Source organism: Streptomyces sp. NPDC006687 (assembly GCF_040636215.1).
In the GTDB taxonomy this organism is placed as follows: Bacteria; Actinomycetota; Actinomycetes; order Streptomycetales; family Streptomycetaceae; genus Streptomyces.
On sequence record NZ_JBEYJJ010000009.1, the window covers coordinates 147,127 to 171,297 of the forward strand.

33 protein-coding genes are annotated in these 24,171 nt (G+C 73.6%); 22 read left to right on the forward strand and 11 right to left on the reverse strand.

Translation table 11 applies throughout. The features are described 5' to 3' along the window. Positions 1-19: 19 nt before the first annotated feature. The gene (locus ABZ716_RS14270) at positions 20-649 is read right to left on the reverse strand and encodes a glyoxalase (RefSeq protein ID WP_358958978.1); all 630 of its coding nucleotides are present in this window, start codon (positions 647-649) and stop codon (positions 20-22) included. A 307-nt stretch (positions 650-956) separates the two neighbouring features. Between ABZ716_RS14270 and ABZ716_RS14275 the strand changes: the two genes are divergently transcribed. The 3 genes from ABZ716_RS14275 to ABZ716_RS14285 all read left to right on the forward strand — a co-directional run bounded on the left by ABZ716_RS14275 (position 957) and on the right by ABZ716_RS14285 (position 2,676). After that, positions 957-1,373, forward strand: a complete 417-nt coding sequence (locus ABZ716_RS14275; protein ID WP_358959152.1) for a C40 family peptidase — start codon at positions 957-959, stop codon at positions 1,371-1,373. A gap of 115 nt (positions 1,374-1,488) precedes the next feature. After that, positions 1,489-1,725: a chaplin gene (locus ABZ716_RS14280; RefSeq protein WP_351891602.1), complete on the forward strand. Its 237-nt coding sequence runs from the start codon at positions 1,489-1,491 to the stop codon at positions 1,723-1,725. Between the two features lie 93 nt (positions 1,726-1,818). Next, positions 1,819-2,676: a GNAT family N-acetyltransferase gene (locus ABZ716_RS14285; protein WP_358958980.1), complete on the forward strand. Its 858-nt coding sequence runs from the start codon at positions 1,819-1,821 to the stop codon at positions 2,674-2,676. Positions 2,677-2,707: 31 nt separating this feature from the next. Here the strand turns inward: ABZ716_RS14285 and ABZ716_RS14290 are convergent, their stop codons facing one another. Next, complete coding sequence (locus tag ABZ716_RS14290; RefSeq protein ID WP_358810804.1) at positions 2,708-4,153, reverse strand: amino acid permease; 1,446 nt, start codon at positions 4,151-4,153, stop codon at positions 2,708-2,710. A gap of 113 nt (positions 4,154-4,266) precedes the next feature. Continuing rightward, a complete protein-coding gene (locus ABZ716_RS14295) occupies positions 4,267-5,103 on the reverse strand; it encodes an undecaprenyl-diphosphate phosphatase (RefSeq protein WP_358810803.1) in 837 nt (278 codons plus the stop codon). Between the two features lie 130 nt (positions 5,104-5,233). Between ABZ716_RS14295 and ABZ716_RS14300 the strand changes: the two genes are divergently transcribed. Together ABZ716_RS14300 and ABZ716_RS14305 are read left to right on the forward strand one after the other, a co-directional pair. Continuing rightward, positions 5,234-5,623, forward strand: coding sequence for a BlaI/MecI/CopY family transcriptional regulator (locus ABZ716_RS14300; RefSeq protein WP_358958983.1), 390 nt, complete (start codon positions 5,234-5,236; stop codon positions 5,621-5,623). Between the two features lie 16 nt (positions 5,624-5,639). Beyond that, complete coding sequence (locus ABZ716_RS14305) at positions 5,640-6,572, forward strand: M56 family metallopeptidase (RefSeq protein ID WP_358958985.1); 933 nt, start codon at positions 5,640-5,642, stop codon at positions 6,570-6,572. A 15-nt stretch (positions 6,573-6,587) separates the two neighbouring features. Here ABZ716_RS14305 and ABZ716_RS14310 read toward each other — a convergent pair whose 3' ends face one another. From ABZ716_RS14310 to ABZ716_RS14320, 3 genes are all read right to left on the reverse strand, one after another. Next, on the reverse strand, positions 6,588-7,025 hold the full coding sequence (locus tag ABZ716_RS14310; RefSeq protein ID WP_358810800.1) for a subtilase-type protease inhibitor: 438 nt from the start codon (positions 7,023-7,025) through the stop codon (positions 6,588-6,590). Positions 7,026-7,292: 267 nt separating this feature from the next. After that, positions 7,293-8,102, reverse strand: a complete 810-nt coding sequence (locus ABZ716_RS14315; RefSeq protein ID WP_358958987.1) for a DUF4389 domain-containing protein — start codon at positions 8,100-8,102, stop codon at positions 7,293-7,295. A 226-nt stretch (positions 8,103-8,328) separates the two neighbouring features. Then, positions 8,329-9,627 (reverse strand): YhgE/Pip family protein, encoded by a 1,299-nt coding sequence (locus ABZ716_RS14320; protein ID WP_358958990.1) that lies wholly within the window; start codon positions 9,625-9,627, stop codon positions 8,329-8,331. 217 nt (positions 9,628-9,844) lie between these two features. Between ABZ716_RS14320 and ABZ716_RS14325 the strand changes: the two genes are divergently transcribed. From ABZ716_RS14325 to ABZ716_RS14340, 4 genes are all read left to right on the forward strand, one after another. After that, the gene (locus ABZ716_RS14325; protein WP_358958992.1) at positions 9,845-10,534 is read left to right on the forward strand and encodes a MerR family transcriptional regulator; all 690 of its coding nucleotides are present in this window, start codon (positions 9,845-9,847) and stop codon (positions 10,532-10,534) included. 79 nt (positions 10,535-10,613) lie between these two features. Beyond that, positions 10,614-11,129: a TetR family transcriptional regulator gene (locus ABZ716_RS14330; RefSeq protein WP_358958995.1), complete on the forward strand. Its 516-nt coding sequence runs from the start codon at positions 10,614-10,616 to the stop codon at positions 11,127-11,129. A gap of 78 nt (positions 11,130-11,207) precedes the next feature. Then, positions 11,208-11,738 carry a DUF6328 family protein gene (locus tag ABZ716_RS14335; RefSeq protein WP_358958997.1) on the forward strand — a complete coding sequence of 177 codons (531 nt, stop codon included), beginning with the start codon at positions 11,208-11,210 and terminating at the stop codon, positions 11,736-11,738. A gap of 95 nt (positions 11,739-11,833) precedes the next feature. Beyond that, positions 11,834-12,007 (forward strand): CsbD family protein, encoded by a 174-nt coding sequence (locus tag ABZ716_RS14340; protein WP_351893319.1) that lies wholly within the window; start codon positions 11,834-11,836, stop codon positions 12,005-12,007. A gap of 76 nt (positions 12,008-12,083) precedes the next feature. Here ABZ716_RS14340 and ABZ716_RS14345 read toward each other — a convergent pair whose 3' ends face one another. Both ABZ716_RS14345 and ABZ716_RS14350 read right to left on the reverse strand, forming a co-directional pair. Beyond that, a complete protein-coding gene (locus tag ABZ716_RS14345) occupies positions 12,084-13,196 on the reverse strand; it encodes an SRPBCC family protein (RefSeq protein WP_358810795.1) in 1,113 nt (370 codons plus the stop codon). Between the two features lie 4 nt (positions 13,197-13,200). Then, positions 13,201-14,199, reverse strand: coding sequence for a histone protein (locus tag ABZ716_RS14350; protein ID WP_358959000.1), 999 nt, complete (start codon positions 14,197-14,199; stop codon positions 13,201-13,203). A gap of 201 nt (positions 14,200-14,400) precedes the next feature. On the opposite strand from ABZ716_RS14350, the gene ABZ716_RS14355 reads away from it, so the two are divergent. From ABZ716_RS14355 to ABZ716_RS14400, 10 genes are all read left to right on the forward strand, one after another. Beyond that, positions 14,401-14,694, forward strand: coding sequence for a gas vesicle protein (locus ABZ716_RS14355; RefSeq protein ID WP_358810793.1), 294 nt, complete (start codon positions 14,401-14,403; stop codon positions 14,692-14,694). A 32-nt stretch (positions 14,695-14,726) separates the two neighbouring features. Beyond that, positions 14,727-15,200, forward strand: a complete 474-nt coding sequence (gene gvpJ / locus ABZ716_RS14360) for a gas vesicle protein GvpJ (RefSeq protein ID WP_358959002.1) — start codon at positions 14,727-14,729, stop codon at positions 15,198-15,200. Positions 15,201-15,203: 3 nt separating this feature from the next. Next, positions 15,204-15,920, forward strand: coding sequence for a GvpL/GvpF family gas vesicle protein (locus ABZ716_RS14365; protein WP_358959004.1), 717 nt, complete (start codon positions 15,204-15,206; stop codon positions 15,918-15,920). 37 nt (positions 15,921-15,957) lie between these two features. After that, on the forward strand, positions 15,958-16,209 hold the full coding sequence (locus ABZ716_RS14370; RefSeq protein WP_358959007.1) for a gas vesicle protein GvpG: 252 nt from the start codon (positions 15,958-15,960) through the stop codon (positions 16,207-16,209). Between the two features lie 94 nt (positions 16,210-16,303). Continuing rightward, positions 16,304-16,684, forward strand: a complete 381-nt coding sequence (locus ABZ716_RS14375; RefSeq protein ID WP_351890767.1) for a gas vesicle protein — start codon at positions 16,304-16,306, stop codon at positions 16,682-16,684. Continuing rightward, a complete protein-coding gene (locus ABZ716_RS14380; RefSeq protein ID WP_358959009.1) occupies positions 16,681-17,547 on the forward strand; it encodes a GvpL/GvpF family gas vesicle protein in 867 nt (288 codons plus the stop codon). Before ABZ716_RS14375 ends, ABZ716_RS14380 begins: the two co-directional genes overlap by 4 nt. Positions 17,548-17,552: 5 nt before the next feature. After that, a complete protein-coding gene (locus tag ABZ716_RS14385; RefSeq protein ID WP_358959155.1) occupies positions 17,553-17,819 on the forward strand; it encodes a gas vesicle protein in 267 nt (88 codons plus the stop codon). Further along, positions 17,809-18,210 carry a gas vesicle protein K gene (locus ABZ716_RS14390; RefSeq protein WP_358959011.1) on the forward strand — a complete coding sequence of 134 codons (402 nt, stop codon included), beginning with the start codon at positions 17,809-17,811 and terminating at the stop codon, positions 18,208-18,210. Before ABZ716_RS14385 ends, ABZ716_RS14390 begins: the two co-directional genes overlap by 11 nt. 66 nt (positions 18,211-18,276) lie before the next feature. Beyond that, positions 18,277-18,648, forward strand: coding sequence for a hypothetical protein (locus ABZ716_RS14395; RefSeq protein WP_358810788.1), 372 nt, complete (start codon positions 18,277-18,279; stop codon positions 18,646-18,648). 165 nt (positions 18,649-18,813) lie between these two features. Next, positions 18,814-19,527, forward strand: coding sequence for a UdgX family uracil-DNA binding protein (locus ABZ716_RS14400; protein ID WP_358959014.1), 714 nt, complete (start codon positions 18,814-18,816; stop codon positions 19,525-19,527). A 12-nt stretch (positions 19,528-19,539) separates the two neighbouring features. Here the strand turns inward: ABZ716_RS14400 and ABZ716_RS14405 are convergent, their stop codons facing one another. From ABZ716_RS14405 to ABZ716_RS14415, 3 genes are all read right to left on the reverse strand, one after another. Then, entirely contained in the window at positions 19,540-20,529 is a 990-nt protein-coding gene (locus ABZ716_RS14405; RefSeq protein WP_358959016.1) for a helix-turn-helix transcriptional regulator, read from the reverse strand. 158 nt (positions 20,530-20,687) lie between these two features. Further along, positions 20,688-20,963, reverse strand: coding sequence for an isoamylase early set domain-containing protein (locus ABZ716_RS14410; RefSeq protein WP_351890739.1), 276 nt, complete (start codon positions 20,961-20,963; stop codon positions 20,688-20,690). A 258-nt stretch (positions 20,964-21,221) separates the two neighbouring features. After that, entirely contained in the window at positions 21,222-22,004 is a 783-nt protein-coding gene (locus ABZ716_RS14415) for a VOC family protein (protein WP_358810786.1), read from the reverse strand. A gap of 166 nt (positions 22,005-22,170) precedes the next feature. On the opposite strand from ABZ716_RS14415, the gene ABZ716_RS14420 reads away from it, so the two are divergent. The 3 genes from ABZ716_RS14420 to ABZ716_RS14430 all read left to right on the forward strand — a co-directional run bounded on the left by ABZ716_RS14420 (position 22,171) and on the right by ABZ716_RS14430 (position 24,158). Further along, positions 22,171-22,374 carry a hypothetical protein gene (locus tag ABZ716_RS14420; protein ID WP_358959018.1) on the forward strand — a complete coding sequence of 68 codons (204 nt, stop codon included), beginning with the start codon at positions 22,171-22,173 and terminating at the stop codon, positions 22,372-22,374. 120 nt (positions 22,375-22,494) lie between these two features. Beyond that, a complete protein-coding gene (locus ABZ716_RS14425; protein WP_358810784.1) occupies positions 22,495-23,064 on the forward strand; it encodes a hemerythrin domain-containing protein in 570 nt (189 codons plus the stop codon). Positions 23,065-23,066: 2 nt separating this feature from the next. Then, positions 23,067-24,158, forward strand: a complete 1,092-nt coding sequence (locus tag ABZ716_RS14430; RefSeq protein ID WP_358810783.1) for an NAD-dependent epimerase/dehydratase family protein — start codon at positions 23,067-23,069, stop codon at positions 24,156-24,158. The last annotated feature ends 13 nt before the right edge of the window (positions 24,159-24,171 follow it).

Genomic DNA, 24,171 nt, shown 5'->3' on the forward strand with positions numbered 1-24,171 from the left:
GGCCGGGAGCCGCGGGACCTCAGAGGGCGGGGTGCGGGGCCGGGACGGTCTCCCAGGGGAAGCCGTCGGGGTCGGTGAAGGGGGCGGTGGCCGCGCCGATCGTCAGCCGGGGTGAACCGGTGCCCTCCGGGGCGACGCCGGCGTCCTTGGCGAGGGCCCGCCGCTTGTAGAGGGCGAGCTTGACGGGGCCTTCCGCGGCCTCGAACTCCACGTACACGCCCGGGATGTTCTTCGCCACGGCCAGGCCCTGCCCGGTGTAGAAGCGCTTGCTCGCGCCGAGGTCGGCGACGCCGAGGAGGAGCACGAGGGCGTCCGCCTCCCGGGTGACGGGGCCGGTGTCCTTCTTCGCCGAGGTGGCGACCTTCCAGATCGCGCCGTCGGGGGCCCGGACGACCCCTCCGTAGCCCCACATCGACTTCGCGGCGGGCTTCACCGGCGTGGCGCCGGCCTCCAGTGCGGAGCCGAGGAGGCTGTCGACGTCGCCCGGCTGGGCGACGGTGAGGGAGAGCGTGAAGCCGCGGAAGCCCGTGGTGGGCGGCTGGGCCTCGCGCAGCCGCAGGGCGCGCCCCAGGCCGAAGGCGGCGGTGTAGAAGCGGTCGGCGGCCGTCAGGTCGGCCACGTCGAGGGTGACGCATGCGAGGGAAGTCATGAGAAGCACGCTAGGCCCGGCCCCGCGCCGGCCGCTTCTCGATTCCTGACCGGTTCAGCGGCCCGCCGGCGGACTCCGCGGAGCAATCGGAAAACACATATCCACCTGCCGCTTTACCCGGCCCGGATATTTCCTGCCGTGTCCCGCCCCTTCCGCGAGACGCTCTCGTGCACAATGGGCGGTCGTCGGGAGCCCGTAACGCAGTCATCGAGAACAGCACCCTCTTGGTTGTTCCCAGTATCTGAATGCGGAGGAATCACGATTGAGGAAATCGAAGAAACGCTGGGAGAGCCGCCGCTCTCCGGTCCTGTTCCTCGCGGTCTCCGTGACCGCCGCACTCTTCGCCCCTTCGACACCCGCCCAGGCCGCCTCCCTCTACGGTATAAAGGCCGTCGCCGTCGCCGCCTCGAAGAAGGGCGCCCCTTATGTCTACGGCGCCACCGGGCCCAGTGAATTCGACTGTTCGGGTCTGACGCTCTACGCCTTCCGCAAGGCCGGCCGGGCACTCCCCCGCACCGCGGAAGCCCAGTACGAGAGCACCGACCACATCTCGCGCACCGAGCGCGCCCCGGGAGACCTGGTCTTCTTCCCCGCCGGGGGAACCATGCGCCATGTCGGCATCTACGCGGGCCACGACCAGATCTGGCACGCTCCCAAACCCGGTACACGCGTTCGGCTCGAACGCATCTGGACGGGTACCGCCCGCTACAGCCGGGCCAATTGAGCCCGCGCGCCGCGGGCTCCGCCGTGACACGCCGGTGGACAGGTGAATGCCCGGGAATCGGCACCTGGAAGCGGTGTGATCCTGTCTCGACGTCCGTCATCGACTTTGGAGTGACATGCGTATTCGCACTGCCTTCGCCGCCACCGTGCTCGCCGCCGTGGGCATCCTCGGCGCCACGGGTTCCGCCGTCGCCGACGCCAACGCCAGCGGTGCCGCCATCGGCTCCCCGGGCGTGCTGTCCGGCAACGTCGTCCAGGTGCCGGTCCACGTCCCGATCAACCTGTGCGGCAACAGCATCAACATCATCGGTCTGGTGAACCCGGCGGCCGGCAACACCTGCGTCAACTCCTGACCCCGCACGCGGCCCCTGGGCCGCACCGACGGCCCCGTCCGGTGGACACGACCACCGGCCGGGGCCGTCGGCCGTGCTGGATAGGGTGGGCGGATGAACGCGATAGAGATCGTCGCCCAACAGGGCGCGTGGCGGAGCGGCTTCGAGGAGCGGCTGCTGGCCGCCTACCGGGGTGCCGGGTGCTCGGAGCCCCTGGCCCGGGCCCTGATGGAGCGGGCCACGCAGGGGATCGACGGCTGGACGCTGGCGACGGACGGCGCGGGGTGGATCGCGGTCGAGGTGACCGAGGAACACGGCAGGACCCTGGGCCGGATCCACGACATGACGGTGCCGCACGGCCGCGCCTGGGCCGAGCGGTGGTGTGCCGAGCGGGGTGCCACGAGGGTGGGCGTCCGGCTCGTCGGCGGAGCGGAGCCGGGAGCCTTCGCCGACTACCCGGTACGCGGCCAGAACCGCATCCGGGCCGTCGCGGAAGCACCCGTGCTGCCCGCGGAGCTGACGGTCCGCCGCCTGCGCGAGGAGGAGTACGGGGACTGGTACGCCCGTGAGGCGGAGTCGTACGTCGCGGACATCGTCCGGTCGGGGACCCTGACGCCGCAGCAGGCGCGGGAGAAGTCCGACCGGGACTTCGCCGAGCAGCTCCCGCAGGGCTACCGGACGCCCGGGCACGCCTTCTACGCCATGGAGGCCGAAGGCATGGTGATCGGCACGGGCTGGGTCAACCACGGATTCCTGCCCGGCGTCACCTTCGGCTTCTCGCTGGAGGTGCACGAGGAGCACCGCGGCAAGGGTTACGGCCGGGCCGCGATGGCCGTCGGCGCGTGGGCCACCCGGCAGGGCGGCGACGAGGCGCTGATGTTCAACGTCTTCGGCGGCAACGAGGTCGCGATGGGCCTGTACGACAGCGCGGGCTTCGCGGTGCTGGAGGAGCACCGCTCGATCGGCCTCTGAGGCCCCGGCCCGGGGGCGGGGGCCCGGCCGGCTACTCGGGCAGGCCCCCGCTGCCGGGTGTGCCCTGGGGCCGGGCCAGCCGGGAGTTGCGGTAGGAGTAGCCGAAGTAGACGACCAGACCGACGAGGAACCAGACGACGAAGCGGATCCAGGTCTCCACGCGCAGGTAGGTGATCAGCCAGATGGAGGCGATGACGCCGACCGCGGGCAGGACGGGCATGAAGGGGGTGCGGAAGGTCCGGGGCAGCTCGGGGCGGCGGTAGCGGAGCACGATGACCGAGGTGCACACGACCGCGAAGGCGAGCAGGATGCCGATGTTGGTGAGTTCCGCCGCTTCGCCGATCGGCACGAACCCCGCGATGACCGCCGACGCGGCGCCGACGATCCAGGTGACGCGGGTGGGGACGTGCCGGGTCGGGTGCGTCTTGGCGAACCAGCGGGGCAGCAGTCCGTCACGGCTCATGGAGAACCAGACGCGGGTCACGCCGAGCATGAAGGTGAACATGACGGTGAGGATGCCGATGATCGCGCCGACGGCGATGATGTCGGCGAGGGCCGGCAGCCCGGCCGACTTGAAGGCGGTGGAGAAGCCGCTCACGGGGTCGATCTCGGTGTAGTTCTGCATACCCGTCAGGACCAGGCAGGCGAGGACGTACAGCACCATGGCGATGGCGAGGGAGTAGATGATCGCCCTGGGCATGTGCCGCTGTGCGTCCTTCGATTCCTCCGCCGCCGTGCTCATCGCGTCGTAGCCGAAGACCGCGAAGAAGACGGTGGCCGCTCCGGTGAAGGCACCGCCCACCCCGAAGGGGAAGAAGGGCGTGTAGTTGTCGGAGTTGATGTGGAAGAAGCCGACGACGATGACGAGCAGCACCACCAGCACCTTGAGGCCGACGACGACCGTCTCGAAGCGGGCCGCGTTCTTGATGCCCAGGGTGAGCAGGTAGGCGGTGAACAGGCACAGGAGGGCCGCGATGAGGTCGAACCGGTGGCCCGCGCCGGTGCCGGGGGCCCCGAGCATCCAGGTGGGCAGGGAGGCGCCCGTCTCCCCCAGGAGGAAGTTGAAGTACCCGGAGATGCCGATGGCGACCACGGCCACGATGGCCGTGTACTCCAGCAGCAGGTCCCAGCCGATGAGCCAGCCCGGCAGTTCGCCGAGGACGGCGTACCCGTAGGTGTAGGCGGAGCCGGCCTTGGGGATCAGGCCGGCGAACTCCGCGTAGGAGAAGGCGGCCGCCGCGCTGGCCACGCCGGCGATGAGGAAGGAGAGGAGTACCGCCGGTCCCGCGACGCTGTGGGCGACCGTTCCGGCGAGCGTGAAGATGCCCGCGCCGATGATGCCGCCGACACCGATGGCGGTGAGCTGCAACAGCCCGAGCGAGCGGGTGAGGCGCTCGCTGGGTGCACCTTCCGGGTCCTCGATGTGTTCGATCGGCTTACGACGGAATACGCCCCGCTTCGACCACACGGTGGCCATGCTCCGTTCCTTTCCGCCGGGGATGAGGAGGCCACATCATCCCGGATGCACCGGCGTCGCGGAACTAGGCGCTCCGGGGGAGCGCACCCGTGGGTGCGCTCCCCCGGGGCCGGTCAGGCGTGGAGCACGCCCGTGCCCAGGAGCCCGAACAACAGCACGCCGACGACGATCCGGTAGGCGACGAAGGCGTTGAAGGAGTGCTTGGCGACGTACTTCAGCAGCCAGGCGATCGAGGCGTAGGCGACGACGAAGGACACGACGGTGCCGACGGCCAGCGGAAGGGTGTCCACGCCGGCCCCGAGGGCGTCCTTCAGTTCGTACAGGCCCGCGCCGGTGAGCGCGGGGATGCCGAGGAAGAAGGACAGGCGGGTGGCCGCGACGCGCTCCAGGTCGAGGATGAGACCGGTGGACATGGTGGCGCCTGAGCGGGAGAAGCCGGGGAAGAGCAGGGCGAGGATCTGTGAGGAGCCGACGAGCATGGCGTCCTTGAGCGAGGTGTCGTCCTCGCCGCGCTTGTGGCGGCCCATCTGGTCGGCCGCCCACATCAGGCCGCTGCCGACGATGAGGGAGCCGGCGACCACCCACAGGGAGGCCAGCGGTCCTTCGATCAGGGGCTTGGCCGCCAGGCCCACGACGACGATCGGGATCGTGGCGTAGATGACCCACCAGGCGAACTTGTAGTCGTGGTGGTAGCGCTCCTCGCGGTTGGCCAGGCCACGGCCCCAGGCGGTGACGATCCGCGTGATGTCCTTGAAGAAGTACGTCAGGACCGCCGCGATGGCCCCGACCTGGATCACGGCGGTGAAGGCGACGACGGACTTGTCGTCGACGGGGATGCCCATCAGCCCTTCGGTGATCTTGAGGTGGCCGGTGGAGGAGACCGGTAGGAACTCCGTCACCCCCTCGACGACGCCCAGGACCACGGCCTGTCCCACACTGATCGCGCTCACGTGCCTTCACCTTCGGTTGCGTTGAACGGGCGTCGGGCGTCCGACCGGACGCACGCGACGGACAGAGTAACTTCTATTCGCGAATAGAAGTTACTCTGGACCCCGGACGACGCACGAGGAGGAGGCGAGGGTGGGCACGAGCGAGGAACCGCCGGGCCGCGGAAGCGCCGGACGGCGGGCGAACGGGGCCCTGGAGAACGAGGTCCTCGCGCTCCTGCACGGCGCCGGCCGGGCCCTTACCCCCGGCGAGGTGGCCGAGCGCCTCACCGCCTCCCCCGCCCACACCACGGTGGCCACCACCCTGGCCCGGCTGCACACGCGCGGTGTCCTGGCCCGCACCCCGCACGGCCGCAGCTACACCTACGCTCCGGTCACCGACGAGCCCGGGCTCACCGCCCGTCAGATGCGCGAGGTGATGGAGGGCGGCCGGGACCGGGCGTCGGTCCTCACCCGTTTCGTGGACGAGCTGTCCGACGACGACGAGGACCTGCTGCGGCGCCTGCTGGGCACCGAGGGATAGGGAGCCGTCCCCCGCCATGCACCTGGCCGTCTACCTGCCCCTGCTCTTCCCCGCCCTGGCGGGGCTCAGCGCCGAACCGCTGGCCCGCCGACTGGAGCCCCGTCTGGCCACCTGGCTGCTGACCGCGTCCGGACTGCTGCTGGCCGCGTCCAGCACCCTGGTGCTGGGGCTGCTCGCGCTGGCCGGGCTGGTGCGGATCCCGCTCGTCGACACCCTCAAGGGGTACGCGCCCGAGGTGGTGGCCCGGCAGGATCCGGCCGCGTGGCCCGCCGCGCTCGCGGGCGCGGCGCTGCTCGCCCTCGCGGTGCTCGCCGCCGTCCGGCTGGCGGCGCGGCGGGCCGGCGCGCTGTGGTCGGCGGCCTTGGAGGCCGCCTGCCTGCCCGGGCCCGGGCCCGTCGTGGTCACCGACGACCCCGGCGCGCAGGCGTACGCGGTGCCGGGCCTGCCCGGGCGGATCGTCATCTCGCACGGGATGCTCGACGCCCTGGACCCGGCGGGGCACGAGATCCTGCTCAGCCATGAGCGGGCCCACCTGCGCCACCACCACTACGCGTTCGTCTGCCTCGCGCAGCTGGCCGCCGCCGCCAGCCCCCTGCTGCGGCCGATAGCCCGCGCCGTCGCCTACACCGTCGAGCGCTGGGCCGACGAACACGCCGCCCGGCACACCGGGGACCGCCGGGCCGTCGCCGAGACCGTGGCCCGCGCCGCGATCGCCGCCAAGCGCGGCCGGGGGCCGGGCCGTATCCCGGCCGCCGCCCTCGGCATGCTGGGCCGACGGCACCGGCCCGGCATGGTCCCCCGCCGGGTCGCCGCCCTGCTGGATCCCCCGCCGCGGCGCCGGCCCCTGCTGCTCCTCGCGGCGGCGGCGCTCCTGGCGGCTACGAGCCTGTGCGCGCTGGAAGCGGCGTACGACCTCCACCGCTTCCTGGAACTCGCGCACGCCCGCTGAGGGGCCCCGAGCGGGTCAGAACGAGAACACGGCGTTGCCGTTGAGGGTCGCGTCCATGGTGCAGGGGTTGGAGAAGGTGTGCTTCCAGGAGACCCGGCTGCCCTGCCAGACACCGTCCGCCGTCACGGTCACCGGGGCGTAGTGCATGGGGCAGGCCCGGCCGGTGTCCGGAGCGGCGAGGAGGCGGTCGAAGGAACCGCCGGTGGAGCTCAGGGCCGTACAGGCGGCCTTGGGGTCCGGGTGCGTGCCCTGCGCGGTGGGCGCACAGCTGAGGGTGACGGCCCGCTGGACGGCGGTGCCGGCGGCTTCGTCGCCCTGGGAGACGGAGAACACCAGTGCGGACGGGGCGTACAGGCTGGTGGGCTTCGCCTCCGCCATGCCGGAGGCGCCGGCCAGGCACAGGAGAGCGGCGGCGGAGACAGCAGCGAAGCGGTAGCGCACGACAAGACTCACTTTCGATACGAAGGTTTAGCGCGGCATTTTGTTGCGTTGTCGCGCTCCGATACGGCCGAGTCTGTCTGAAGTGAAGGTGACCCGCATATCGATGACCTGTTTACGGACACTCTGTTCGACTATCGGATAACGCAGGGGTGTTCGAGCAGCTCAGCCGGGGTGCGCTCGCTGCGTGTGCGGGTGGAAACGGCGTGTGATCATCGTCCGGGGCCGCCGGGCCGCTGCTCTGACCTGCCGCTGCGCACCTGGCGTACACCTGAAGGCCACTCACCTTGTCCGGATCGCTACGGTCGCGGCCGCGTCGAGGGTGTCCACGTCCTGCCGACGGACCTGGACGGTCTGGGACGCGCCCCCGCCGAGGACGCCCAGCACGAGGATCAGGACGACCCACGCCCTGGCCGGCGTACCGAGCAGCAGGGGACGGGTACCGGAGGCTCCGCCGGGGAGGGGAGCGGGGGCCGCGGCCGGGTCCGCGGGCCGGCCGTCGCCGAAGAGGCGCTTGGGGTAGGCGGAGGTCAGCATCATCGCGTACGCCTGGTAGCGCATCCGGTACCGCAGCACCGCCGCGACGGCGCCGAACACGGGCCCGGGCATCCGTCCCAGCACCAGCGTGATCAGCCAGAAGACCCAGCAGACGGCGCCCAGACCGTACTGCAGGACGACGGTCACGATCGCCGCGGGGATCATCAGGACGAACCGGAACAGCACGGCGAGCCGGTTCAGCACGCCGGGGCGCAGCTCGATCCGTACGGGATGGCCCTGCGGGTCGAAGGAGAACGGCGGGTACCGGTCCACCAGCAGCATCGCGCTGGCGGCGACCCGGGTGTCGTACGCCAGGTAGCCGCCGAGGAAGTCCGCCAGGCCGGCCGGGAGGCGGCCGGTGAACAGGGCGGCGAACCAGGCGACGACCGTCACGAAGAAGGCGGCGAGGCCGAGCAGGGCCGTGACGACGAACTGGGGCAGGAGCAGCAGGAACCGCAGGAGCACCGTCCAGCGCCGCTGGCGTCCGGGCGGCGGGACGTCGAGCTCCGGCGGATGCTCGGCCTGCGGCAGGCCGGGGTTCCAGCCTGTGGTCATGGGGCGCTCCTGCCGTCGGGGGAGGCGCGGCGCGCCCCCGCCGGGCCGGGCCGGGGTGCGCGCCTCACGCCGTGCCAGGGATACCGCGCGGAAGGCGCCATTCCAAGGATCCCGGCTGTACGGGACCGCCCATTGCCCCGAAGGGCCCCCGCCCGGTACGCCGGAGCGCCGGCCCGCCGTCTCCTCGACGGTGGACCGGCGCTCCGGACCGGGTGCCCCGGGCGGCTCAGGCCGTGGCCGCCTCCGCGGCCGCGGGGGTCTCGGCCTCCGCCTCGGGACGGGGGATGCGGTGCAGGCCACGGCGGTCGTAGAAGGCGGTGACAGCGAAGCCGAAGGCCAGGGCCGCGACCAGGGCGATGCCGATCGAGGCCCAGGCGCGGGTCAGGCCCGCGTCGGCCTGGGCGCCGTAGTAGAGCAGGGCGCGCATGCCCTCGGTGATCTGCCGCAGCGGCTCGAAGGCGGAGAGGCCGTGGAAGAACCCGGGCAGGGCCTGGAGCGGGACGGTGGCGCCGGAGGAGGGAACGGCCATCGCGACGAAGACGACGGTGGCCAGGAGCATGCCCGGGGTGCCGAAGGCGGCGAAGAGGGCGAGGCTGCCGATGCCGACGACGGCGATGACACAGACCGAGTAGAGCCACAGGTGGCCCAGGTGCGAGGCGTCCATGTCGAGGATGCCGACCGTGGCGAGCTCGACCAGGGAGCCCATCAGTACGGACAGGCCGGTCATGAGCGCCATGCCGATGGCCAGGGTGCGGACGCGGCTGGTGTGCTGGACGGGCTCGCGCTTGCGGAACGGCCCGAAGTCGGTGTGCAGGTAGCCGAGCGCGGTGTCCACCTGGGAGTTGACCAGGTTGGCGCCGAGCATCCCGCAGACGACGAGGACGAGGGCGTAGTAGAAGGCGCTGAGCCCCATGGCGCTGCGCTGGCCGAGCGGGTGGCCGTCGGCGACGGTCACGGTGACCGGGTCGGCGAGCTTGAGCTGGGCGGCCGTCGGCAGCTGGGCCTTCTGGGCCGCGGCCTGCTTCAGCAGCTCCTGGCCGATCTGGGCGGAGGCCGCGTGGGCGGCCTTCTGGGCGGCCTGGGAGGACATGGAGGAGCCGATGCTGCCGGCGGACTGGTTGGTCAGCACGGTCAGGGTCGGCGGGGCGGGCTGCTTGCCCTGCGCCGGAGGCTGCGGCGCGCCGAGGGCGGTCACCGTGGCGCTGAAGTCCCGCGGGATGACCAAGGCGCCGAAGACCTTGCCCCGGCCCAGGCGCTTGTCGGCCTCCTCACGGCTGACCAGCTGCCAGTCGATGCTCCGGTCCTTCTCGGCGGCCTTGCGTATGCCGGAGACGACCTGCTCGCCCAGGGCGACGTGGCGGCCGCCCGCGTCGGCGCCGGCGTCGGAGTTGACCAGGGCCACGGGCAGGTCGCGGAGGTTGCCTCTGGGGTTGACGTTGCCGCCGACGTAGAGCAGGGCGAACAACATCGAGACCACTGCGGCGATGAGTCCCGTTCCGATCCACAGCTGGGGTCGGCGGAGCACGGAGCGGGGCATGGGGTGGGGCATCGATTCTCCGGGATCTTCCGGTGCGGCTGCGGCGGGCTGCTTCGCCGCGTTCGTCAGCTGGATACTTCTGGTATCCAGCTACTGGATACTGGCAGTATCTTGTGATGGTGTCCAATCGCCGCGACCGCCGGCGGCGGGAGACGGGCCGGACGCGGGGACGACCGGCAGGCCGGAGGACCGGCAGGGAGGCCGCATGAAGATCTCGGAGCTCAGCCGGCGGACCGGTGTGCCGGTCGCCAGCATCAAGTACTTCCGGCGGCAGGGCCTGCTGCCGGCGGGCCGGGCGACCGCCGCGACCCTGGCCGAGTACGGCGAGGAGCACGCGGAACGGCTGCGGCTGATCAAGGCGCTGACCACGCTCGGCGGACTGTCCATCGCCGCCACCCGCGAGGTGCTCGGAGCGGTCGACCAGGCCCACACCACCGAGGGCGCCCTCGGGGCGATCAGCTACGCCCTCCCGGTGCCGGTGGCCTCCTCCCAGAGCGGCGCGGACGAGGAGGAGGACGCCGAGGCGCAGGAGGCGGCCGGGACGGAGGTGGCGGAGCTGCTGGCCGCCCTCGACTGGCGGGCCCCCGAGACCTCGCCGCACGTACGGGGGCTCACGGCGGCGCTGAAGGAGCTGCGCCGGCTGGACGCCCAGTACGCCCCGGGCGAGCTGGCAGCGTACGCCCGGCTCGCGCAGTCGGTGGCCCGGCTCGACCTGGAGCGGGCGGAGTGCCTCGACGATCCGGTGGCGCTCGCGGAGCGGGCCGTCATCGTCTTCGCGATCTGCGCCCCGGTGTTCGAGCTGCTGCGGCGCCTCGCCCAGGAGGACCAGGTCCGGCGCCGGCTCCCCGACGGGGACGGCGACGGGGAGGGGAACGGAGAAGGCGACGGTCGCTGACCAGGTCGGGGATATGTGTGCACCGCAGGTAAGACTCCCGTACGGGTGCAGGTCACGAACTACTCCCCCACATGAGGACGTGGCGCTCCACCACCACGAGGAGTTCACCGCCGGCCTGGCCCGCGCCGTGGCCGGCCGGGAGCCGCACGAGGATCCGCCGGCCGCCCTGCGGCGCGCGTTCCTCGCGGAGCTGGAGGAGCACAGCCCGGTGGCCGGCTTCATGGGGCCCGCCTTCGCGCGGATGGTGGCCGAAAGCCCGACACTGAGCGCACGGGTGCGGGAGGTGCACGAACAGCGCGAGCAGGCGCTGGCCGAAGCGCTGGCGCAGGCCGCCGAGGCCGCGGGCGCACCCAGTGCGCGGGCGGCGGGCGGGGTACCGGGGATCGCGGCGCAGGCGGCGGCCGTGGTCGCGGCGGCGCACCGGCTGATGTTCCGGCGGATCCAGGAGCTGACGCCGGCGGGGCGCACGAACGAGGAGGTCGGAACCCTGCTGCGACCGGACGCCGAGCACGTCTACGGGCTGCCGGCCCTGGCCCTCGCCGGTTTCCCCGGCGGCCAGGACGGGACGGCGGACCGCTCCGGCTCCGGCCGCTGAGGCGCCGGCCGGCCCGGGCCGCCCGCATGGGCGGCGGGGTGCCGGGGCAGACGTAGGGGCCACCGCGAGGAGGACGCCATGACGAACCTGCTCCTGAGGACCCACCAGCGGGCCCGCCTGCTCGGACCGGGCGAGCGGCACGAGAGCTGCGACGAGCGGGCGGACCGGCTGTGGGGGGAGCTGCTGCACGAGGTGCGCGTGGCCCTGACGGCCGTCCAGCTGCTCCTCGCGTTCCTGCTCGCGGCCCCTTTCACCCAGGTCTTCGCCCATCTGCCGACGGCGGACCGCCTGCTGTACGTGGCGTGCGTGGTCCTGGGCGGCGCCGCCACCGGGGCTCTGACCGCGCCGGTGTGCCTGCACCGCCTCGTCACCGGACTCGGGGTCAAACCCGAGACCGTGTTCTGGGCCGCCCGGCTGACCCTCACCGGGCTCGTCCTGCTGCTGGGGATGGTGGCCCTGGCCCTGCTGCTCGTGCTGCGCACGGTCCTCGGCGCGTCGACCGCGCTGGCGGTGGATCTGACGGTGGTGGTGTGGTGCGCGGGCTGCTGGCTCGTCCCCACCGTTCTCGTGCGGCGCACCGCGGTGCTCCGCCGCGGTGGCGCGCCCTGACAGACAGAATGAAAACGGGGCAATTCCTGCATATCACCCACCCCTGCCGGGAAGAGGGCGGAGGAGGAAAGGTCTCCCACAGGAGGTGAGCACGCATGGCAGCGGGCAAGAAGGCCAAGAACATCGGCAAGGACGCCAAGGGCAAGCTCAAGGAAACCACGGGCAAGGCCGTCGGCAACGAGAGCCTGGAAGCGAAGGGTCGGGCCGAGCAGTCGGTCGCCGACGCGAAGCAGGCGGGGCAGAAGGCCAAGGACGCCCTGAAGCACTGACGGACACGCGGTTCGCGAGGAGGCCGCCACCCTCAAGGGGTGGCGGCCTCCTCGCGAGAGCCGACGGGTCCGGCCGTCACCGGCGGCGCCTGCGCCGCGGCCGCTCCTGCGGTTCCTCTTCGGGTTCCGGCTCCTCCTCGTACTCGTCCGTCTCCTCCGAGTCCTCCGTGTCCTCGTCCTCGTCCTCGCCCTCTTCCTCGTCCCCTTCCTCGTCCTCCGGCTGCTCCTCGTCCTCGTACTCGTCCGCGTACTCCTCGTCGCCCTCCTCGGCTTCCGGTTCCTCGTCCTGCGCGTCCTCCTCGTCGTACTCCTGCTCCCCTTCCTCGTCACCCTCGGCCTCGTCCCGCTCCTCCTGTTCGAGGGCCTCCTCGTGGGTGGTCACCACCTCGCCGTCGCGGATCTCGCCGCGCCAGCCGTCGGGCTCTTCGTCACCGGAGAGGGTCACGTGGCGCACGAAGTGCTTGAGGTCCAGGCGCATACGGCGACCCTGGGCCCGCCACAGGTTGCCGGTCTTCTCGAACAGTCCGGAGGGGTAGTACTCGACGATCAGCAGGATGCGGGTGAGGGAGGGGCCCAGCTCGTGGAAGCTGACGCATCCGCGGGTGGTTCCCTTGGGTCCGTCGGAGCTCCAGATGATCCGGTCATCGGGGATCTGTTCCTGGACGGTGGCCTTCCAGCTCCGCGTGGAGGGGCCGACCTTGACGTTCCAGGCGGAGGTGGTGTCGTCGTCCTGCGAGACGCTGCGCACGCCCTTGGCGAAACCGCTGAAGTCCTCGAACCGGGTCCAGTGGTCGTAGGCGGTGCGCAGGGGCACGCCGATGTCGATCGACTCCGCGATGTGGGTCGGCTTGGAGCCTCCCTTGCGGCCCTTGCCCTTGCCGCCGCCCAGGAGCCCGCTGCCCACGTCCTTGGCCTTGTCCACGAGGCCGCCCAGGGTGCCGCCCACGGCGGCCTTGACGGGCGAGTCGCCCTGGAGCAGCCGTCCGCCGATGTCGGCCAGGGTGCCCCCGCCCTCCGCCACGTCGGAGAGCTGGTCGGTGAGGTCGTCGATCTTGTCGGCGGCCTTGTCGGCCAGGTCTCCGGCCCGCGCCGCGAGGTAGTCGCCGAGCTCGCCGAGCAGCTGGTCCATGGGGGACGCCGAGCCGCCCGGGCTTCCGGTGTCCCGGCGGGAACGTTCGGTGGTGGCCATGGCACTACCTCCGGGCCGAGGACTTGCGGGCCGGCGTCTTCTTCGCCGGTGCGGCGGTCTTCTTCGCGGCCCCGGTCTTCCTGGCTGCCGCGGTCTTCTTGGCCGTGCCGCCCCGGGCCGGCCGGCCGGAAGGGGCCTTCTTCGCCGGAGCCGGAGCCCGCTTGGCGGCGGCCTTCTTCGCGGGCGGCTTGGCTGCCGCCTTCGCGGGGGCGGCCTTCTTCGCCGGGGCCCGGCGCGCGGGAGGCGACTTCTTCGCCGGGGCGGGGGCCTCCTTGGCCGGGGCCTTCTTCGCAGGGGCCTTCTTCGCTGGGGCCTTCTTCGCCGGAGCCGGAGCCCGTTTGGCGGCGGCCTTCTTCGCCGGCTCGGCCGGCTTGCGGGAGGCCGACGTGCGGGAGGGGGCCCGGCGCGAGGGCGGGGCGGCCCGTGTGCGGCGCGGCCGCGCGTGCGTCCCGCCGCCCCTGCGGTCGTCGTCCTCTTCCTCTTCCTCTTCCTCGTCGCCCCCGGCCTCGTCCTCGGCTTCCTCCTCGTCCTCTTCGGGTTCCTCCTCCTCCGTCTCGTCCGGTTCCTCGTCCTCCTGCTCGTACCGGTCCTCCTCGGGCTCCTCGTCCTCGTCCGCGTAGCCCCGGACGTCGTCCTCGTCCTCGTAGTCGGCCTCGTCCTCGTCCTCACCCCTGCCGTCGGCCTTGGGCCCCAGGGTGAGTTCCCGCGTGCGTTCGTGCAGCGTGTCGGCCAGGCCGGCCAGCTGGCGGTTGGCGGCTGCGGCGAGGGCCTTGCGGCCCGCGTCGAAGGCTTCGCCGCGCACCTGTTCGCCGAGTTCCGCGACCTGCGGCAGCTCGCCGAGCTTCTTCAGGCCCTGGGTCATGAGCTGGCCCGGCTCCAGGCCGAACCTGCGCCCCGCGAGGTAGGTGGCCACGGACAGGGCCAAGCGCCCCTTCTTCGCCCTGCCCAGGAGGTAGCCCCCCGCGATGGCGGCTGCCAGGGCGATCTTGTTCGAGTCGTCCATCAGCCTGGTCCCTTCCGAAGGTGGATAGAGGGGTCGGCCGTGCCGGCGGGCATCCGACGGCCCCGCTCGATTACTTAGGGCCTGCTCGCACCGGCAGCAAATATGCGGCATTTGTCCAGAAAGTTCTGACGGTGAGGTGTGGAGGGCGCACCCCTGGGGAGGGGCCCTAGGTCCAGGGAGATTCGTTCGCGAGGGGAGCACATGGCCACGCGACCACCCCGCAAGCGCGGTGTGCCCGGCACGGCGGCGGTACTGCGGGCCGCCGTCGAGCAACTCGCCGAGCTGCTGGGACGCCCGCCCGACTCGGTCTCCTCCGTGAAGCCCACGGAGGACGGCTGGGAGGCGGTCGTCGAGGTGGTCGAGCTGGAGCGCATTCCCGACACCACCAGCGTCATGGGCAGCTACACCGTCACGCTGGACGAGGAAGGCGAACTGATCTCCTACGAGAGGACCCGGCGCTACAGCCGGGGCACGGTCGACCGGCCCGGCCACTGACCCAGCGGCCGCCGGTGAAGGGAAGCGACGCCATGACGATCATGCCGCAGGGAGCGGGATCGGCCGTCAGGGGTAACGGCGGGGGCGGTGGCACCAGCAGTCTCTACGACGTCCTGGAGCTCATCCTCGACCGGGGACTGGTCATCGACGTGTTCGTCCGCGTGTCGCTGGTCGGCATCGAACTGCTGAAGATCGACGTGCGCATCGTGGTCGCCAGCGTGGACACCTACCTGCGCTTCGCCGAGGCGTGCAACCGGCTCGACCTCGAAGCCGGCCGCAAGGCCCCCGCACAGCTGCCCGAGGTCGTCGGCGACATGCTGGAGGGCGGCAGCCGGGGCAAGACCAAGGGAGCTCTCGGCGGCGCGGTCGAGGCCGTCAAGCAGTCGCTCACCGGCGCCGACGACGGGGACGAGGAGGACCGGGAGCAGGAGGAACCCGAGGAGGAGGAGCGTCCCGTACGCCGCCGCAGGGCCGCTCGCCGGCCGGTCCGCCGGGAGAGGGAGTGACCCATGGCCGTCTACGTCTACGCGGTCACCCTGCGTGAGCATCCCTGCCACCTGACCGGGCTCACCGGCGTGGGCTCCGGCGACCCGCCCGTGCGCGTGGTGGACAGCGCGAAGCTGCGGGCGGTGGTGAGCGACGCGGCCGATGAGGTCCGCCCCCGGCGGCGGGACCTCGCCGCCCACCAGGCGGTCCTCGACCGGCTGCTCGCCGACGGGACGCCGCTGCCGCTGCAGTTCGGCTACACCGCCCCCGACGACGACACCGTCCGCCAGGTCCTCGACGAGCGTGCCGACGCCTACCTCGACGCCCTGGCCGGGGTGCAGGGGTGCGCCGAGTTCAACGTCAAGGCCGCCCAGGAGGAGGCGGAGCTGCTGCGCGGCATCCTGGAGGAGTCGCCGCACGCGAGCAGCCTCAACCAGCGGATCCTCGCCGGGGACGGCGACCCGCGGCTGCCCCTGGAGCTCGGGCAGCTGGTGGCCGGCGAGGTCGAGGCGCGGCGCTCGAACGCCTCGGCGGAACTCATCCGGGCGCTGTCCCCGCTGGCCCGCGCGTACGTCGTCCACCCGCCGACCGGCGAGGACTTCCTCAACCTCTCGCTGCTCATCCCCCATGACGGCGAGAGCGCCTTCCTGGAGGCGCACGCGGCACTGGCCCGGGACGCCGGCCCCGGCGTGCGCACCCGGCTGTCGGGGCCGCTCCCCCCGTACAGCTTCGTTCCGTAGAACGGCGGCAGGGCGACACGGCGGAAGGAGCCGCGCCATGGGACTGCTCGGCAAACTGATCACCGCACCCCTGCTGCCGGTGCGCGCCACGGTGTGGGTGGCGGAGCGCGTGGCGCAGGAGGCGGAAGCGCGGTACTACGACCCGGCCCCGGTCTGGGCGGCCCTCGCCGACCTGGAGCGTCTCCTCGTCGCGGGGGAGATCGACGAGGAGACGTTCGAGCGCGAGGAGGAGGTGCTGCTCGACCGCCTGCGGGGGATAGAGGAGTTCCGCGGCGGCGCCGGCCGGTGACCGGGCCGACGCGGCCGGACGAGTAGCGACGAGAGCGCCGGAGGTGAGCGCGGTGACCGACCCCTTCGCCCGCAGGTTCGGTCCGGGCCCCGCCATGGACGGGTACCAGGGCGGCTCCTCGGCCAGCCTCGCGGACATCCTGGAGCGCGTGCTCGACAAGGGGATCGTGATCGCCGGGGACATCCGCATCAACCTGCTCGACATCGAGCTGCTGACCATCAAGCTGCGCCTCGTGATCGCGTCGGTGGACAAGGCCCGGGAGATGGGCATCGACTGGTGGGAGCACGACGCCTCCCTGTCCTCCCGCGGGGACGACCGGTCGCTGGCCGCCGAGAACGAGCGGCTGCGGGCCGAGCTGGCGCAGCTGCGGCGCGCGTCCGCGCTGCCCGGCGCGCAGCAGGTGCCCGAGCCCCTCGCCCGCCGGGAGGACGACACCCCGGCCCGTGGCCCCGCGCACCGCAGGCCCCCGTCATGAGCGCCGCCCCCTCGACTCCCTCCGCGTCCGCGCCGCCCGGGCCGCCCGAGCTGACGTACGTCTACGCCGTGACGCCCCCCGCGCCCTCGGTTCGGCGGCTGCTGCCCGGCCTGACCGGTGTCGGGGGGCGGCCCGTGACGCTGCTCCACGCCCCGGGCGGCGATCCGGGGCCGGTGGCGCTCGTCATCAGCGACGTCCCGCGCCGCGAGTGGAACGAGGACGCCCTCAGGGCCCGCTTCGAGGACCTGCACTGGCTGGAGGACGCCGCGCGCCGCCACCACGCCGTCATCGAGGCCCTCGCCGCCCACACCACCGTGCTGCCGCTGCGCCTGGCGACCCTCTACGAGGGCCATGCGGGCGCGCTCGATGTCCTGCGGGCGCAGGGCCAGGAGTTCGCCACCCGCCTGGCCCGCCTCAGCGGCCACACCGAGTACGGCGTCAAGGTGTACGTACGCCCCACCGCGCCCGTGGAGGTCACGGCACCCCCGGACGCCGGGGCGCCGGCGGAGGCGGCCGGGGCGGGCCCCGGGCGGGCCTATCTGCGGGCCCGGCGCAGCCAGCGGCAGGCCCACGAGGACTACTACCGCCAGGCCCGGCTGGCCGCCGAGCGGCTCGCGGCCGTCGCCGGCCGGTTCGCCGTCGAGCGGGTGGGCCACCCCCTCCAGAGCGGGCCGCTCACCGCCGCCTCACCCGGGGAGAACGTCCTCAACGACGCCTGCCTGGTGCCGGACGCCGAGGTGGACGCCTTCACCTCGGCCCTGGAGGGCGCCGTCCGCGATCTGCCGGGGGTGCTCCTGGAGGTGACGGGCCCCTGGGCGCCCTACTCCTTCGCCGCCTCGCCGCCGCCTCCCCCGGCCGGGTGAGCGCGATGACGCCGGCCGACCCCCGCGACGCCGCCCTGCCCGGCCGGCAGGTGGCCCTCGTGGACCTCCTGGACCGCCTCCTGGCGGGCGGGGTCGTCATCGCGGGTGACATCGTGCTCTCCATCGCCGACATCGACCTGGTGCGGATCTCCCTGCGGGCCCTCGTCTGCTCCGTCGCCACCGCCGAGGCGCCCCGCCCGTCGCTCGCCGAGGACGCTCCTGACGCCCTCGCTCGCCCCGGACGGCCGGGCGGTGCCCCCGATGACCGCTGACGACCTCCCCCCGCGAGGCCCGGTCCCGCCGGACCTCCGCGGGATGGGTGACGCGATGGCCGAGGCCCTGCGCCTGCTGCCCGCCCCCGCCGCGACGGCAGACACCGCCGGCCCTGCCCGGCGGGTCCGCACCGGCCCCGACAGCGCCGGAGAGGACCTCGTCAAGCTCGTCCTGACCGTGGTGGAGCTGCTGCGCCAGCTCATCGAACGCCAGGCGCTGCGCCGCGTCGAGTCCGGCGGCCTCAGCGAGGAGCAGGAGGAGGAACTCGGCGCCACGCTGATGGCCCTCCACGACCGGATGACGGAGCTGTGCGCCCAGCACGGCTACCGGCTCGCCGACCTCAACCTCGACCTGGGGCCCCTGGGTCCGCTGCTGCCGCCGTCCGGCTGACGTCCGCCGCAGGCGCGGCCTGGCGTTTTCACAGCGACGGCCGCCGTGCGGAGCTACGCTCCGCAGATGGAACGCGCAGAGATACTCAAGCGGGTGATCGGCATCCTCACCGAGGCCCAGGACATCCGCCGCGCCGTGGAGACCGGCACGGACGACGAGGACGGCGGCGGGGCGGACGAGCCCGGGGTGGCGACGCTGCTGCTGAACGAGATGCTGCCGTCGATCCGTGTCCCCGCCGACGCGACGCCCCAGCAGGTGGCGGCCCTGGTGGCCGAGGCCCTCGGCCCGGCCCTGCACACGATGGTGTCCGGGTTCAGCCTGGCGTTCACCAGCCTCGCCATCGCGCACGACAACGGGCGTACGGACCTCACCTCCATCGAGGTCCTCCAGCAGCTCGCCCTGGAGGTGGAGGCGGGCACCTACGACGAGGGCGCGTAACGCGGCCGGGTGCTCCCGAGCACCGCTCAGGCAGGCCCAGGCGCACGGACGGGCCCGCCCGCCCCGCCGGCCCCTCGCCGGGAGCCCCGCGCGACGTGCGGCGGGCCGGGTTTGCCGCCGCCGCAGCGGGTGAAGACGCCGGGCGGGGCTCGGCAGGCCAGGGAGGTGAGCGCGGTGGCGCAGCACGCACGCGAGAGGACCGGCGGCGAGACGGAGTACGACGCCCGGCCCTACGTCCCGGACACCGCGGACCTCGGTGAACTGAGCCGGGCGGCGGCCTCCTGCCGGGGCTGCCCGCTGCACGAGGACGCCACGCAGACGGTGTTCGGCGCGGGGCCGCGCCGGGCGCGCCTGCTGCTGGTGGGCGAGCAGCCCGGGGACCGGGAGGACCTCGAGGGCGAGCCGTTCGTGGGGCCGGCCGGCGCGCTGCTGCGCCGGGCCCTGGCCGAGGCGGGGCTCGACGAGGCGTCCGTGTACTTCACCAACGCGGTGAAGCACTTCAAGTTCACCGCGTCCGGGACCGGCAAGCGGCGGATCCACAAGGCCCCGAGCCTGCGCGAGATGACGGCCTGCCGGCCGTGGCTGGTGGCGGAACTGGCGGCGGTCCGGCCCACGCTGGTGGTGGCCCTGGGGGCGACGGCGGGGCGGGCGCTGTTCGGCGGTCCGTTCCGGGTCGGGGACCACCGGGGGATGCTGGAGCCGCTGCCGGGCGACGGTTCCGGGGACGGGGCGGAGGCGGGCGGCGGGCCGGTGCCGCCGCGGGCCCGGGTACTGGTGACCGTGCACCCGTCGGCGGTGCTGCGCGCACGGGACCGGGAGAGCGCCTACCGGGGTCTGGTGGCCGACCTGCGCATCGCCGCGGAGGCCCTCGCGGAGTGAGCCGCCCCCGGGTCATCCCGTCGTCCTGAAGGTCTGCGACGGGGAGCAGCCGTACGCCTGCCGGTAGGCGGCGGCGAAGCGTCCCGCGTGGGCGAAGCCCCAGCGTGCGGCGATACGGGAGACGCTGAGCCCGTCGCCGGGCGCCGCCGCCCGCAGCTCTTCGTGGACGCGGGCGAGGCGGACCCGGCGCAGGTAGCCGAGCGGGGTGGTGTCGGCGTGGCGGGCGAAGGCGTACTGCAGGGCGCGGGGGGTGACGGGAACGGCGGCGGCGATGTCGGCGAGCCCGATGTCCTCGCCGGCGTGGCCGTCGATGAACGCGGCGGCCCGGCGCAGGGTGTCGGAGGCGGTGTCCCGGCAGTCGGCCGGGGGCGGGAGCTCGGGGGGTGCGGTGAGCGCGGTGTTGGGGAACACGGCGAGGGCCGTCGCGGCCAGCAGCCGGGCCGATTCGGCGAGCACCTGGGCGGAGGCGGGCAGGTCCGGGGCCAGCAGGGCGGCGTGCGCGTACTCGGCGGTCCGCTCCCAGACGGTGGCGTGCGCGGCGTCGCGGGGCAGCAGGCCGGTGAAACGCACTGGCCGGTCGTCTCCCGGGACCGCCCGGCGGGCCGCCGTACGGACCGCCTCCCAGGGGATGGCCACCGTCCGCAGTTCGAGGTCCTCGGTGCGGGTGGTGAGGGGGCGGCCGAAGCGCCCGTCGAGGAAGGTCTGGCCGACGGTCAGCGGGTACTCGTCGCGGCCGTCGCGCACGGTGAGGCTGCCCGACCGCACGGTGGCGACGACCAGCCGCGCCGGCGGACCCGAGACGAACCCGAGCCGGCCGGGCAGCACCAGGTCTCCGCCGGCGAGGTCGCCGGCGTCGGTGTGGGTGAGGCGGTACGGCTCCGCCCCCGGGGCCAGGACGGTGAGTTCGATGCGGGAGCCGTAGGCCGCTTCCAGGAAGGCACGGGCGGTCTCGGCGTCGCGCGACACGCAGCGGCGGCGTCCCGGAGCGGCAACCAGGGGCATCCGGCATCCCTCCCCCGCGAGGGTCCGCGGCGTGGCGGCTCCTCCTCGCTCGGCGCGTCGACGGGTCCACCCCATCAGATCCGGCGCCGCCTGGCCTCGACCGACACCCGCCCCCCGAGCGGGTATCCGGCCGGCGCCGGGCGGGCGCCGGCACCGGTTCACGTGGTCAGGCGGCTGTTCTCGCCCTCGCGGCCGTCGGCCTCGTCCTCGTTGAACCAGTAGTCCCCGGCGGCGAGGTAGCGGAACTGGTGGACCCGTCGGGGCTCCAGCTTCACGGTCACGGCGCGCCGGCCGTCGGGGCGGGGAGTGAGGGTGTGGGCGCCGGGCGTCCAGTCATTGAAGTCGCCGACGACACTGACGTCCCCCGAGGGGTCCCCGGCCGGCAGGACGAAGGTCACTTCGGTGCGGTTCTGGTGAGCGGTGCGTTCCAGCACAAACGTTCCTCCTTGTGGGGGACGGCCGGACGGGGATGTCCGCGGCCTGCCGCGCGCGGCCTGCGTGCCGTACGGGCCCCCCAGGTCTACCGCGCCGCGGGAGCCCGCGCGCGGCCGGGACGACACGCCGGGGGTCCGCGGGGTTTCGCTCCGCGGACGTTCCGCGCCGGCGGGGCCGGGCGCGGCGGGGAACCGTCCGCGGAGCGAAGTCCCTCGCCCGCTCACCCGGATGGCTTCCGGCCGGGTGACGCGGACGGGTCAGGGGAAGACGGCGGCCTCACTGACGGTGAAGGGGGTGCCGGCCCGGTCGGTCAGGGTGATCCGGCGGTCCGTGAGGGAGGTGCTGACCGGGCGGGCGATGCCGCCGCCGGCCTGGACGGCCCGGTCGGCGGCCGCGTCGAGGTCGGGGACGGCGAAGTGGACCTCCCAGCGCGGCCGCGCGTGGGGGTCGGGGGCGGCTTCCACGGCTCCGGCGTCGATGCGGGCCACGGTGCGCGTGCCGCGCCTGACGACGACGTGGTCCTGTTCGTAGGCGACGTCCAGGGAGCCGGGGCGCTCCGCGGCCCAGTCGAGGACCCCGCCGTAGAAGACGGCCGCGGCAAACGCGTCGCGCGCCTTGAGCTCCACCCATACGGGTCCTTCCCCCTCGGGCCACCGCTCGGGGCCGACCTCGCCCTCCCAGAACCCGAAGACCGCGCCGTCGGGGTCGGCCGCGAGCGCCGCCCGCCCGGTCGCGAAGGCCAGCGGGCCCACGGCCGTGGTCGCACCGCGCTCGCGGATGCGCGCCGCCACCAGGTCGGCGTCCGGCACGGCGAAGTACGGGGTCCAGGCCATGGGAACGCCCAGCCGGGGGACGACGGCGGCGATTCCGGCCACCGGGACCCCGTCGGCGCACGCCACCCGGAACTCCTCCCCGAGCCGGCTGCGGCGGAACCGCCAGCCCAGGACGTCCCCGTAGAAGCCCTCGGCCGCTTCGAGGTCGTGGGTGGCCAGGCTCACGCACACCGGGACCCCGGACACCTCACCACTGGACCTGGACATCGCTCCGCCTCCGTTCCCGGGGCCCGGCGTCTACCCCGCACCTCCACGGTCCACCGCCGGAGCGGAATCGGCCCGTTTCCACCGGATGGATACGGGCAGCCGCCCGAGAGGTATGCCCGGTGCAACCAGGTATGCCCGGTGGAAGCCCAGTGGAAGGAGTTCCCTGATGACAGGTGCGAACGCAGCGGACGGGGCAGGCCGGCCCGAGGAGCGGCCCTCGCCGCCGTCGCGGTCCCCCGGTGAGGCGGGCGACCGCGAGGAGCGCGAGCGGGCCGAGGAGGCCGTGCGCGGCCAGGCGGGCGACGAGGGCGACGAGGGCGACGACGCCACCGTCCCCGCCACTCCCCCGCCCACCGAGGCGCCGGACTGACGGGCCCGCCCCCGCTGGAGACGGGCGCCGCCGAGGGGGACAGGCATGGACGGGGCCGCCAGGGGCAGGCGCGGGGTGACCCGAACCCGGACGATCAAGGAACGGAAAGGACGCGAATCCATGGGACACGGCGGTGACGTGGTGGCGGAGCTGACCACGGACCACGACGAGGTCAAGGACTACTTCCAGCGGCTGGGCCGGACCAGCGTGCCGGAGGAACGGCGCAAGCTCGCCGACCTCCTCACGATCGAACTGGTCCGCCACTCGGTCGCGGAGGAGCAGTACCTGTACCCGGCGTTGCGCGAACACCTCCAGGACGGCGACCTCATCGCGGACAAGGAGATCGCCGACCACGGCCGGGCCGAGGAGCTGATGAAGCAGCTCCAGGAGGAGGACGCGGCCGGCACCCGGTTCACCGCCGTGCTGCGCGAGCTGGAGACCGAGGTCCTGGCCCACATCTACGACGAGGAGCAGAACCTCTTCCCCGCGCTGCGTCACGCCTGCACCCAGGACGTCCTCGACGAACTGGGCGACAAGACCCGCCGGGCCAAGAAGCTGGCGCCGACGCGCCCGCACCCGGGTTCGCCGTCCACCCCGCCGGCGAACAAGCTGCTGGGCCCGGGTATCGGGCTGGTGGACCGGGCTCGTGACCTGCTGACGGGGCGCGGCAAGGATGACAAGGTGGCTTAGCCATGAAAGTCGTCGTCACCGGGGCCACCGGCAACGCCGGCACCAGTGTGGTGCGCCGTCTGGCCGCCGATCCGCATGTGACGGAAGTCCTGGGGCTGGCCCGGCGGGTGCCCCGGTGGCGGCAGCCGGGGGTCCGCTGGGCCGCGGCCGACATCGACCCGGACGGTACGCCCCTGGGCCCGCTCTTCGCGGGCGCGGGGGCGGTCGTCCATCTGGCGTGGAAGTTCCAGCCGACGCACGATCCGGTGGAGACCTGGCGGACCAACGTGCTCGGCACGGTCCGGGTGTTCGAGGAGGCCGCGGCGGCCGGGGTGCCGGCCGTGGTGTACGCCTCGTCGGTGGGTGCCTACGCGCCCGGGCCGGCGTACGACCGCCCGGTGGACGAGTCCTGGCCGACGCACGGCTGGCCGGGGGCCGCCTACACCCGGGAGAAGTCCTACCTCGAACGGTATCTCGACGGGTTCGAGGCGGCGCATCCCGAAATGCGGGTGGTGCGGATGCGGCCCGCGTTCCTGTTCAAGGAGACCTCGGCCTCCGAGCAGCGCCGGATCTTCGCCGGGCCGCTCCTTCCGGGCCGGCTGGTGCGGCCCGGGCTGCTGCCCGCCCTGCCCGATCTGCCGGGGCTGCGTTTCCAGGCGCTGCACACCGACGACGCGGCGGACGCCTACGCCGCCGCGGTACGGCTGCCGGTGCGCGGGGCGTTCAACCTGGCGGCGGAGCCCGTGCTGGACGTGGCCGCGCTGGCCCGGATGCTGGAGACCCGGGTGGTGCGCCTCCCGCTGCGTCCGGCCCGGGCGGCGCTGTCGGCGGCCTGGCGGATGCACCTGGTGCCGGCCCCGGCCGGTCTGCTCGACGCCCTGCTGCGGCTGCCGCTGATGAGCTCGGCCCGGGCCCGGCGGAAGCTGGACTGGGAGCCGCGGTACGCGTCCGGAGAGGCCATGACGGCCTTCCTGCGAGGGCTGCGCGAGGGCGCCGGGCTGCCCACGCCCCCGATGGCCGGCGACCGGGCCCCGCACTCCGCGGACGTGGCCGACGTGGCGGAGCCCGAGGACCAGGCGCGGTGGGCTGACGGGCAACCGCGCCGGACGGGCTGAGCCGGACCGGCGG

What these genes read in the sequence shown, in the direction of transcription:
- ABZ716_RS14315 (WP_358958987.1), bottom strand. Translation starts at nt 8,102, where the DNA reads ATGACCACAGGCTGGAACCCCGGCCTGCCGCAGGCCGAGCATCCGCCG.
- ABZ716_RS14395 (WP_358810788.1), top strand. Translation starts at nt 18,277, where the DNA reads ATGGAACGCGCAGAGATACTCAAGCGGGTGATCGGCATCCTCACCGAG.
- ABZ716_RS14375 (WP_351890767.1), top strand. Translation starts at nt 16,304, where the DNA reads ATGGACGGGTACCAGGGCGGCTCCTCGGCCAGCCTCGCGGACATCCTG.
- ABZ716_RS14415 (WP_358810786.1), bottom strand. Translation starts at nt 22,004, where the DNA reads ATGTCCAGGTCCAGTGGTGAGGTGTCCGGGGTCCCGGTGTGCGTGAGC.
- ABZ716_RS14370 (WP_358959007.1), top strand. Translation starts at nt 15,958, where the DNA reads ATGGGACTGCTCGGCAAACTGATCACCGCACCCCTGCTGCCGGTGCGC.
- ABZ716_RS14335 (WP_358958997.1), top strand. Translation starts at nt 11,208, where the DNA reads ATGACGAACCTGCTCCTGAGGACCCACCAGCGGGCCCGCCTGCTCGGA.
- ABZ716_RS14385 (WP_358959155.1), top strand. Translation starts at nt 17,553, where the DNA reads ATGACGCCGGCCGACCCCCGCGACGCCGCCCTGCCCGGCCGGCAGGTG.
- ABZ716_RS14350 (WP_358959000.1), bottom strand. Translation starts at nt 14,199, where the DNA reads ATGGACGACTCGAACAAGATCGCCCTGGCAGCCGCCATCGCGGGGGGC.
- ABZ716_RS14390 (WP_358959011.1), top strand. Translation starts at nt 17,809, where the DNA reads ATGACCGCTGACGACCTCCCCCCGCGAGGCCCGGTCCCGCCGGACCTC.
- ABZ716_RS14420 (WP_358959018.1), top strand. Translation starts at nt 22,171, where the DNA reads ATGACAGGTGCGAACGCAGCGGACGGGGCAGGCCGGCCCGAGGAGCGG.
- ABZ716_RS14325 (WP_358958992.1), top strand. Translation starts at nt 9,845, where the DNA reads ATGAAGATCTCGGAGCTCAGCCGGCGGACCGGTGTGCCGGTCGCCAGC.
- ABZ716_RS14355 (WP_358810793.1), top strand. Translation starts at nt 14,401, where the DNA reads ATGGCCACGCGACCACCCCGCAAGCGCGGTGTGCCCGGCACGGCGGCG.
- ABZ716_RS14405 (WP_358959016.1), bottom strand. Translation starts at nt 20,529, where the DNA reads ATGCCCCTGGTTGCCGCTCCGGGACGCCGCCGCTGCGTGTCGCGCGAC.
- ABZ716_RS14340 (WP_351893319.1), top strand. Translation starts at nt 11,834, where the DNA reads ATGGCAGCGGGCAAGAAGGCCAAGAACATCGGCAAGGACGCCAAGGGC.
- ABZ716_RS14280 (WP_351891602.1), top strand. Translation starts at nt 1,489, where the DNA reads ATGCGTATTCGCACTGCCTTCGCCGCCACCGTGCTCGCCGCCGTGGGC.
- ABZ716_RS14365 (WP_358959004.1), top strand. Translation starts at nt 15,204, where the DNA reads ATGGCCGTCTACGTCTACGCGGTCACCCTGCGTGAGCATCCCTGCCAC.
- ABZ716_RS14345 (WP_358810795.1), bottom strand. Translation starts at nt 13,196, where the DNA reads ATGGCCACCACCGAACGTTCCCGCCGGGACACCGGAAGCCCGGGCGGC.
- ABZ716_RS14425 (WP_358810784.1), top strand. Translation starts at nt 22,495, where the DNA reads ATGGGACACGGCGGTGACGTGGTGGCGGAGCTGACCACGGACCACGAC.
- gvpJ (WP_358959002.1), top strand. Translation starts at nt 14,727, where the DNA reads ATGACGATCATGCCGCAGGGAGCGGGATCGGCCGTCAGGGGTAACGGC.
- ABZ716_RS14430 (WP_358810783.1), top strand. Translation starts at nt 23,067, where the DNA reads ATGAAAGTCGTCGTCACCGGGGCCACCGGCAACGCCGGCACCAGTGTG.
- ABZ716_RS14380 (WP_358959009.1), top strand. Translation starts at nt 16,681, where the DNA reads ATGAGCGCCGCCCCCTCGACTCCCTCCGCGTCCGCGCCGCCCGGGCCG.
- ABZ716_RS14285 (WP_358958980.1), top strand. Translation starts at nt 1,819, where the DNA reads ATGAACGCGATAGAGATCGTCGCCCAACAGGGCGCGTGGCGGAGCGGC.
- ABZ716_RS14305 (WP_358958985.1), top strand. Translation starts at nt 5,640, where the DNA reads ATGCACCTGGCCGTCTACCTGCCCCTGCTCTTCCCCGCCCTGGCGGGG.
- ABZ716_RS14290 (WP_358810804.1), bottom strand. Translation starts at nt 4,153, where the DNA reads ATGGCCACCGTGTGGTCGAAGCGGGGCGTATTCCGTCGTAAGCCGATC.
- ABZ716_RS14270 (WP_358958978.1), bottom strand. Translation starts at nt 649, where the DNA reads ATGACTTCCCTCGCATGCGTCACCCTCGACGTGGCCGACCTGACGGCC.